This is a genomic window from Dokdonella sp., from assembly GCF_049593775.1.
Taxonomy (GTDB): Bacteria; Pseudomonadota; Gammaproteobacteria; order Xanthomonadales; family Rhodanobacteraceae; genus Dokdonella.
In genome coordinates this window covers 1-8,365 of the sequence record NZ_JBAWHJ010000400.1, presented here as the reverse complement: position 1 = coordinate 8,365, position 8,365 = coordinate 1, and the positions used below count along the sequence as shown (strand labels likewise).

Here is an 8,365-nt window from a genome sequence, read left to right as displayed (position 1 = left end):
CCATAGGAAAGTGCGGGTACGCCGCGCTTTGCAAACGAAAAGTGGTCGGAACGGAAGAAGCTGCCGGCCTCCGGATGCGGGTCGGTCACATAGGTCAGACCGGCTGCATCGGCGTCGGCAATCAGCGCGTCCAGCAATTCGGATTTTGCGCTACCCGAAGTCGAAAAATTGCGTGCGACACCCATGGGGCTGAGTGCATCCGTGTTGATCACCGCCACTGTGGTCGCCAGCGGATACAAGGGCTTCGACGCATAGAACTCGGAGCCGAGCAGGCCCTTCTCTTCGGCAGTCACGGCGAGAAATACAACCGAACGCTCGGGTTGCGGAGCCTTGGCAAAGGCCCGTGCCATTTCGATCAGGGCCGCCGTGCCGGTGGCATTGTCGACGGCACCATTGTAGATAGTGTCGCCGCTGGCATCGGGCTGACCTACGCCGAGATGATCCCAGTGCGCACTGTAAATGACCGTTTCATTTGGTCGTTTGCTGCCTTCGATGCGAGCCGCGATGTTCTGTGACGTGATGATCCTGGTATCGACTGCATAGCTGGCCGAGAACGTGGCGTCCTTCAGTGCCACCGCCTTGAAGCCGCGCTGCTGAGCCTTCTTCTTCAGCGCATCGAAATCTAGACCGGCCTTGCTGAACAGGTCAACAGCCGTGTCACGCTGGATCCAGCCTTCGATCTGCGGATGCACCGATTTCGCGTCGTCGCGAACCACATCGAACATGGTGTTGGTGTTCGAGTTCTTCACCGTGGCCCAACCATAGGCAGCCGGTTCGGTTTCATGCACGACTAGCAAGCCGATCGCACCCTGACGGGCGGCTTCTTCATATTTGTAGGTCCAGCGACCGTAGTAGGTCATTGCTTTGCCGCCGAAATCGCCTTCACCGGTTTCGAAATCCGGATCGTTGACCAGGGCGATGGCAATCTTTCCCTTCAGGTCCATGCCTTCGAAATCGTTCCACTTGCGTTCCGGTGCATCGATTCCGTAGCCGACGAAAACCAGCGGAGCCTTGCTGACATCAACTTTTTTCGAGCCATCCATCGCCGCACGAACGGCGATCTGCTCGCCCTGGGTCAGCGATTCTGTCGAGCCATTGATGTTGAACGAGAGCTTCGGCGTGCCCTCGATTTCAGCGCGCAGCAGCGGCACGGCCTGGGTCCACAGGCGCTTGCCATCCTTGAGGTCGCCGCCGGGTTGCACGCCTGCGGACTTGAATTGGGCAACGACATAGTCGATGGTCTTCTTCTCGCCCGCTGTCGCCGGGCCGCGTCCCTCGAAGGCATCGGAAGAGAGCGTCTTGACCTGTTCAGACAGGCGCTTGGCGTCAAACTGCGGTAAGTCGGCAGCCTGCACGAACAAGGGCAGGGAGAGCGCAAGGGCGCTCGTGAGCATCTTTTTCATACAATCATTCCTCAGGAAAAGACCAGCCCCCGATCCTATCAGTCAGGTCCCCATATCCACCCATGACTTTCGACCTGTTGCATGGGGCTGGCTCGGGTATCAGCACGGTTGCCAGTTCGTCGTGGAAAGCGCTGCGGAGGCTGGGCGTGGCAGCATTTTCTCGAGTGAGTCGCAGATCTGGTCGATGCCTGTCTTGCGGGTATGCCGAAACGGGTAAATGGGAATCCCGCCGATGGCGCCGGATTGTTCGACCGCGGTGCCCATGAATTGCCGGATGCGATTTTCATCGATGGCATCGAATGAATCATTGCAGATGACGGCCTTGAATGACGGTTCGTGACCCATGATGCTTTCACGAAGGGTCGCACGGCCTTACCATCAGGCGTTCACCCTAGGGGATTGATGCCGATGAAATCGTTGATTGCACTTTCAATGCTGGCCTTCGTTGCGCCGGCGAATGCCGCGACGCAACCGTTCACTGCCATGGATCTGGTCATGATGGACCGGGTCAGTGATCAGGCCCTTTCGCCGGACGGACGCACGGTGGCACTGCATCTGCGCGAGACGGACTATGCCGCGAACATGGGCCGAAACAGCATCTGGACCGTGCCCCTGGCAGGTGGCAAGCCGACCCGGCTTACCGATGCAGCGCTAAACGCGACGACACCCCGCTGGTCGGCCGATGGTTCCCATGTGTTCTTCCTGGCCGCCGGTGATGGCGTCAACCAGCTCTGGCGCGTTCCGGCAAGAGGCGGTGAGGCCGAAGCTGTCGGTACGCTGTCGCTGGATATCGGCAGCTACAAGCTGTCACCGGATGGAAAGTCCGTGCTGTTCTCCGCAGACCTGTTTGTCGAGTGCGCCAAGGATCCTGCGCCAATCGCCTGCACCAAGAAACGCCTGGACAAGCCTGCGGATGACAAGTCGTCCGGCATACTTTTCAGCGAAGGCTTTGTTCGACACTGGGATACCTGGTCGGATGGCCGTCGATCACAGTTGCTGATGGCCGGCATGGGGGCAGATGGCAAGTTCGGCGAGCCGCGTCTGTTGACTGGCAGCATCGATGGCGACATCCCGTCCAAGCCGTTTGGTGACGACAGCGAGTATGCCTTCTCGCCGGATGGCAAGACCGTCTATTTCAATGTGCGAAACCTGCGTGCAGGCGAGCCATGGTCGACCAATTTCGACATCTACTCCGTGCCTGCAGACGGGTCTGCCGAACCGACCAACCATACTGCGCACAACAAGGCATGGGATGCCAATCCGCTGCCATCCCGTGATGGCAAGACTCTCTACTACCTGGCCATGACGCGGCCTGGTTTCGAAGCGGATCGCTTCGGCATCTGGGCCCTGGATCTGGCCACCGGTCAACGTCGCGAGATTGCCCCTGACTGGGATCGGTCGGCCAGCGCTCTGAAGGAGTCTGTAGATGGCAAGACGCTCTTCACGACCACCACCGATCTCGGTCAACATCCCCTGTTCGCAATCGATGTCTCTACCGGCAGGGTGAGCAAGCTGGTCGGTGATGGTCAGGTGCGCGGCTTCGAAGTAGGCGAGAAGTCGCTGGTGGTCGCGCGCAACGATCTTCGCCATCCGACGGATCTCTACACGGCCAACCTGCGCGGCCGCAATTTAAAGCAGATCACGCGCTTCAATGCTGTCCGGTTGAAGGAGGTGGAGACCGGCGAGTTCGAGTTCTTCACCTTCAAGGGCGCCGATGACGTCAGTGTCCAGGGCTACGTGGTCAAGCCGGCGGGCTACAAGGCCGGAGTGAAGTATCCGGTAGCGTTCATCATCCATGGCGGCCCGCAAGGTGCGATGACCAACGATTTCCACTATCGCTGGAATCCGCAGACCTATGCCGGACAGGGATTCGCCGTTGTAACGATCAATTTCCATGGCTCGACGGGCTACGGCCAGGCCTTCACGGATGCCATCTCCGGCGACTGGGGCGGCAAGCCGCTTGAAGATCTCAAGCTGGGCTGGGCCGCAGCATTGAAGAAGTATCCGTTCCTGGATGCAGATCGCGCCTGCGCGCTCGGGGCGTCGTATGGCGGCTACATGGTCAACTGGATCGCCGGCAACTGGAACGAACCGTGGAAGTGCCTGATCAACCATGATGGCGTATTCGACACACGCTCGATGGGGTATGTGACCGAGGAGCTGTGGTTCACCGAGTGGGAAAACGGCGGCACCGTGTATGACAATCCGGAAGGCTACGAGAAATTCAATCCGCTCAACCACGTGAAGAACTGGAAAGTGCCGATGCTGGTCGTGCAGGGAGAGAATGATTTCCGGATACCAACCACGCAGGGGCTGGCCACATTCAACGCCCTTCAGCGCCGGGGCATTCCCAGCGAGCTGCTGGTTTTCCCGGATGAGAATCATTGGGTGCTCAAGCCGCACAACAGCGTGCAATGGCACAACGTCGTGAACAACTGGATCAAACGCTGGACTTCGACTGACGCTCGGTAGGCCACACGTCCCAACCTGCGAAGAGCAAGGCTCACGCATTCGCAGGTTGGTAGCGCGCGACGACGAACCCCAACGTTCGGGCCGCCGGCACGACGAGCCCGACGGAATTGCCTTCATCGGATCCGCCCTGCACAGCTGCTTCGAATGCGCCCCGTCGCTTTCAAACTCGAGGCGATCTGGATGTTGGGCATCGCTTTGCTAACCCCAATCTGCGCAGTGCAGAATCTCGCCGCAGACTCGTAGGTTGGCGGTGAGCGAAGCGAACCCCAACGATGTTCTGCCGGCAGCAGTTGTGTGCCGCACTGTTTTCGTCTGACAAGGGCTACTTCGGCCAGGCCCGAACGTTGACTTGCTAACCAAATCCGTTCCGCCATCATCCATGGTGTGATGAACGAAGCTGACGACCACTGGATAGCGCGGGCTCGCGATGGGGATGCCGTGGCCTTTCGGCGGCTGGTCGAGCCGCACACGCGCCGGCTATACGGGCTCTGCGCCCGGATTACCCGAGACACGGCCCTGGCAGAGGACGCCGTGCAGGAAGCACTGTTCAACGCCTGGCGACACCTGCCCACATTCGATGGACGTGCCGTATTCCGAACCTGGCTCCACCGCATCGCCGTGAATGCCGCGCTTGAGCAGCTGCGTCGGCGCGGGCGCCAGGGCACGGGTGCCGGGAACGTGCAATGCGACGACGATTTTCTTGAGGAGTTGGGCGATGACCAGCCTGGGCCCGATCGCGAGGCGATGGGTGTCGAGATCAAGCGTCAGACCGAATTGCAGCTTGAGCACATGAGTCCGATCGAACGTACAGCCTTCGTCATGCGCCACCACGAAGGCCACTCGCTGGAGGAAATTGCACTCGTGCTTTCGATGAATACAAACGCCTGCAAGCAGGCGATCTTTCGCGCGGTGCGCAAGTTGCGCGTCGCCCTGCTACCACTGAGGTGATCGACATGAAAGCGATCAATGACAACGACCTGATCCTGTACCACTACCAGGATGGTCTGGATGCCGCCCGAATGACCGAGATAGCTGCGGCCCTCGCGGGGTCAGCCCATTGGCGGGAGCGCTATCGGCGGCTTTGCCACGTGCTTGATGCAGCAACGGATGAGCCGCCTCTCCCGTCAGACGGGTTCGAACAACGGCTGTGGTCGGGCCTTGATCAGCGCATCGAAGATGCGCGCCCGCGCGCGGAATCGACTGGCTTCGTGGATCGAATGCGAGGCTTGTTCGAGTTGTTGCGTGGGTCGCGTCTGGTGTTGGCCGGCGGCTTCGCTTGCGCACTGTTGATTGCCCTTGGCGTGGGTTTCCAGTTCGGGCGCGTGACGCCGTCGCAAGCGATCGTTGAAGCACCGGCAGAAGTGTCGGGGAAGGGCAGGACCATGGCCAGTCGTGTGCTCGACGGCTATGTCTCCGGACACCTGCGTGCAACCGAAGGCTTGCTGCTGACTGCCGTCAACGAGGATGACGGCGAGTTCCTCGATGGAAACCGGGAGTTGGCCAAATCGCTGATTGAATCCAATCGTCTGTATGCGGCGGCCGCGGCGCGAGCCGGCAACGCACGCATGGCCGATTTCCTGCGCCAGCTTGAACCTGTGTTGCTCGAAGTGGCTAACCAGTCCGCCGCTTCGAACGTCGAAGACAAGCAAGGACTGCGTGACTATTTGCAAAAGTCTGATTTGCTGTTCCAGGTGCGAGCCACCGAATCGCGAATCGATGTTGCAAGCAAGCGCAGCCTTTGAATTCCACTGGAGTGTTCAAGCTAATGATCAAGAGACTACGTGTGATGATTTTCAGCCTTGGCCTGATCACAGGCGTCGCCGTCCAGGCTGCGTCCGACCGTGCCATGGCGCCAAGTGACCAACAGCTTGCCGAACTGTACTGGCAAGGTCATGAGGCTCTGAAAAATGCAGACTGGAGCAAGGCGAGAGAGAACTTCAGTCGGCTGGAGGCCGAACTCCAGAAGAAGGAGCCGGCAAGTGCCGACGCGGCCGTCTACTGGCAGGCCTACGCTCTGCTGCAGGCCAGACGCACGGCTGAGGCCCGGGCGACCGTAGAGCGACTTCAGCGTACCTATCCTGACAGCCGCTGGCTCGGTGACGCACAGGATCTGCTACGTCAGACCCGAGGTGGCGTCAAAATTGCAGAGGGCGACGATGACGAAGGGCTGGCAGAGATCGCGGTTGTCGGCCTGTTGCAGGCTCCCGCTGACAGGGCCCTCCCAATCCTGCGCAAGGTATTGAGTGGTTCACAACCGATCAAGGTCAAGAAGCGCGCACTGTTCGTGCTCAGCCAGATCGATGAGGCTGCGGCACTCGATACGCTGACCGAGTTCGCGAAGAGTTCGAACAACCCGGAATTGCGCAGCGAGGCGATCCGGATGCTCGGCATCAGTGGTGATGAACCGGCTATCCAGAAGCTGCACGACATCTATGCAGCAACGGGAAGCCTCGAAGACAAGCGCAGCATCATCCAGGCCTGGTTGATCGCCGATCGACCTGATCTGGTCCTGCAGTCCGCCCGCAATGAGCCTGACGAGGAACTGCGCAGGGATGCAATCCAGGCGCTGGGTGCGATGGACGCGACCGCAGAGTTGCGCAGCTTGTTCGAAAGTGAAAAGTCCCCGGAAAACAGCAAGGCCATCCTGCAGTCCCTCGGTGTGGCCGGAGATACCGAAACCCTGGTGCGAATCGCGGCATCGGACCAACCCGAGGAACTCCGTGTGGAAGCCATCAGGGCCATCGGCATTGCTGATGGTAGCGATGCGGGCACGACTCTGGCAGGCATCTACAAGAAGACAAGCTCGGAGGAGATTCGCAGCGCCGCACTCGAGGGAATGCTGATCGCCGGAGACAGCGAAGCCATGCTCAATTTGTATCGCGAAGCCGGTAGCCGCGAAGAGAAGAAAGCCCTGCTGCGCATGATTACTATCACGGACGGCGATGCCGCGCTCGATCTGATCGAAGCCGAGCTCGACAGCGGAGGAACCCAGCCATGATGGCACTCGGGAATTGGGCATTGCTTGCGGCCTTGTCCTGCGCCAGCCTCGCCTGGGCAGGGGAGTCGGAGCTGCGCGGGCAAGTGGCACAAGAAGACGGTTGGGTTGGCTATCGGGTTCCGCTGGTCGCGGGCTCGGGATCATCCTGCTGCTTTTCGGGAATCGGCAATGGAGATCTCCGCAAGACAGGTTGCGACCTCGATTCACGCAAGGGCGCATTCCTGCTCGAGAAGAACGACGCCGGTTCCGCCGATCAGCTGAGCGTCTACTGGCACGTCGTCAACGGCAAACCCGACCGTATCCACTCCTACTCTGCAGACTGCCCGGTATCGAGTGCCAAGGAGATTCGCTGGATCGAGCCGGTCGAACCCGCCGAGAGCATCACGACCATTGCGCAGTGGATCGAAGCCAGTCCGGCATCTCAAGACAACTATTCATCTGGATTGGCGGCCATCGCAATGCACGCGAATCAAGCGGCAACCGCTGCACTGATTGAATTGGCAGCGAGTGGCAAACCGGACAAACTTCGCGAAGAATCAGTGTTCTGGTTGGGGCAGGCGCGCGGTGCAGCCGGCGCTGATTTCGTCGAGCGCGTGGCAAGCACCGATCCATCCGGACACATGCGCAAACACGCGGTGTTTTCACTGTCGCAGTCCAATCTGGAGGATGCCTACAGCCGGGTCCTCAAGATCTCGAAGCAGGACGACTCGGCCGAGGTTCGCGGCAAGGCGCTGTTCTGGATGGCGCAGATGAAAGATCCGCGTGCAAAGGCAGACATCATGGCTGCCCTGGAAAGGGAAACCTCGGAAGGCGTACGCGAAGAAGCAGTGTTTGCACTTTCCCAGTTGGACGAGAAAGTCGCCACCGAAGCGTTGATTGCCGTCATTCGCGGAAACTATCCACGCCCGGTAAAGGAGAAGGCCCTGTTCTGGTTGGGCGAGACCGGCACTGACGAGGCCCTGGCCTTTCTTGATGATCTGTTGACTCGGTAATGTTCATTTGTGGCGTTGCCTTGAGGGAGTGCCGATCAAGTCTTTGCTCGTCATCCCAGCGCAGGCTGGGATCCAGTTCTGCCCTTGATTTTCAAAGAACAAGACTTGTTCAGCGTTGCCTTGAAGACGGTAGAAAGCGAACCGTATTGGAATGCGTCCTTGTAACAAAGAAACAGTGATGCGTGAGGCGCGTCGAAGTAGTCTGTTGGGCAAGATCTGCAATGTCGTCCATGGAGACTCCCGTGTTCAGGAAATTGCCAGTGTTTGTTCCGGTACTTTTCGCGCCAGTGATTGTCCTGGCGGCCGCCGCCAGCGATGAGCTGACAACCACTGTTCAGTGGAAAATCCACCTCGACAATGAAGGGCGTGTCGAGTCGCTGGAGCCAAAACGCAACACGATTGATGCCGTGCGCGAGAAACTAGTGCCCGTAGTGCGCGGTTGGCAGTTCGATCCGGGAACCGTCAATGGAGAGTCGGTCGGCACCGATACGCTGCTTTCC

General features: G+C 59.5%; 8 protein-coding genes. 6 read left to right on the top strand and 2 right to left on the bottom strand.

Going from position 1 to position 8,365, the window contains the following annotated elements; all coding sequences use genetic code 11:
• The coding region (locus tag WBP53_RS13730) for a M28 family metallopeptidase (RefSeq protein WP_423929846.1) at nt 1–1,394 on the bottom strand (1,394 nt) is incomplete at its 3' end.
• 108 nt (nt 1,395–1,502) lie between these two features.
• A complete protein-coding gene (locus WBP53_RS13725; protein ID WP_423929844.1) occupies nt 1,503–1,748 on the bottom strand; it encodes a hypothetical protein in 246 nt (81 codons plus the stop codon).
• 63 nt (nt 1,749–1,811) lie between these two features.
• On the opposite strand from WBP53_RS13725, the gene WBP53_RS13720 reads away from it, so the two are divergent.
• From WBP53_RS13720 to WBP53_RS13695, 6 genes are all read left to right on the top strand, one after another.
• On the top strand, nt 1,812–3,875 hold the full coding sequence (locus WBP53_RS13720) for a prolyl oligopeptidase family serine peptidase (RefSeq protein ID WP_423929842.1): 2,064 nt from the start codon (nt 1,812–1,814) through the stop codon (nt 3,873–3,875).
• 387 nt (nt 3,876–4,262) lie between these two features.
• Complete coding sequence (locus tag WBP53_RS13715) at nt 4,263–4,823, top strand: RNA polymerase sigma factor (protein ID WP_423929840.1); 561 nt, start codon at nt 4,263–4,265, stop codon at nt 4,821–4,823.
• Between the two features lie 5 nt (nt 4,824–4,828).
• On the top strand, nt 4,829–5,617 hold the full coding sequence (locus WBP53_RS13710; protein WP_423929838.1) for a hypothetical protein: 789 nt from the start codon (nt 4,829–4,831) through the stop codon (nt 5,615–5,617).
• Between the two features lie 23 nt (nt 5,618–5,640).
• A complete protein-coding gene (locus tag WBP53_RS13705; RefSeq protein WP_423929836.1) occupies nt 5,641–6,873 on the top strand; it encodes a HEAT repeat domain-containing protein in 1,233 nt (410 codons plus the stop codon).
• Nucleotides 6,870–7,865: a HEAT repeat domain-containing protein gene (locus tag WBP53_RS13700; RefSeq protein WP_423929834.1), complete on the top strand. Its 996-nt coding sequence runs from the start codon at nt 6,870–6,872 to the stop codon at nt 7,863–7,865. Before WBP53_RS13705 ends, WBP53_RS13700 begins: the two co-directional genes overlap by 4 nt.
• 260 nt (nt 7,866–8,125) lie before the next feature.
• Nucleotides 8,126–8,365, top strand: a 240-nt coding sequence (locus tag WBP53_RS13695) for a hypothetical protein (protein WP_423929832.1), incomplete at its 3' end; no start/stop codon positions are given.

Excerpts from the sequence above, each read along its gene's own strand:
- WBP53_RS13705 (WP_423929836.1), top strand. The coding sequence starts at position 5,641 with ATGATCAAGAGACTACGTGTGATGATTTTCAGCCTTGGCCTGATCACA.
- WBP53_RS13720 (WP_423929842.1), top strand. The coding sequence starts at position 1,812 with ATGAAATCGTTGATTGCACTTTCAATGCTGGCCTTCGTTGCGCCGGCG.
- WBP53_RS13710 (WP_423929838.1), top strand. The coding sequence starts at position 4,829 with ATGAAAGCGATCAATGACAACGACCTGATCCTGTACCACTACCAGGAT.
- WBP53_RS13725 (WP_423929844.1), bottom strand. The coding sequence starts at position 1,748 with ATGGGTCACGAACCGTCATTCAAGGCCGTCATCTGCAATGATTCATTC.
- WBP53_RS13715 (WP_423929840.1), top strand. The coding sequence starts at position 4,263 with ATGAACGAAGCTGACGACCACTGGATAGCGCGGGCTCGCGATGGGGAT.
- WBP53_RS13700 (WP_423929834.1), top strand. The coding sequence starts at position 6,870 with ATGATGGCACTCGGGAATTGGGCATTGCTTGCGGCCTTGTCCTGCGCC.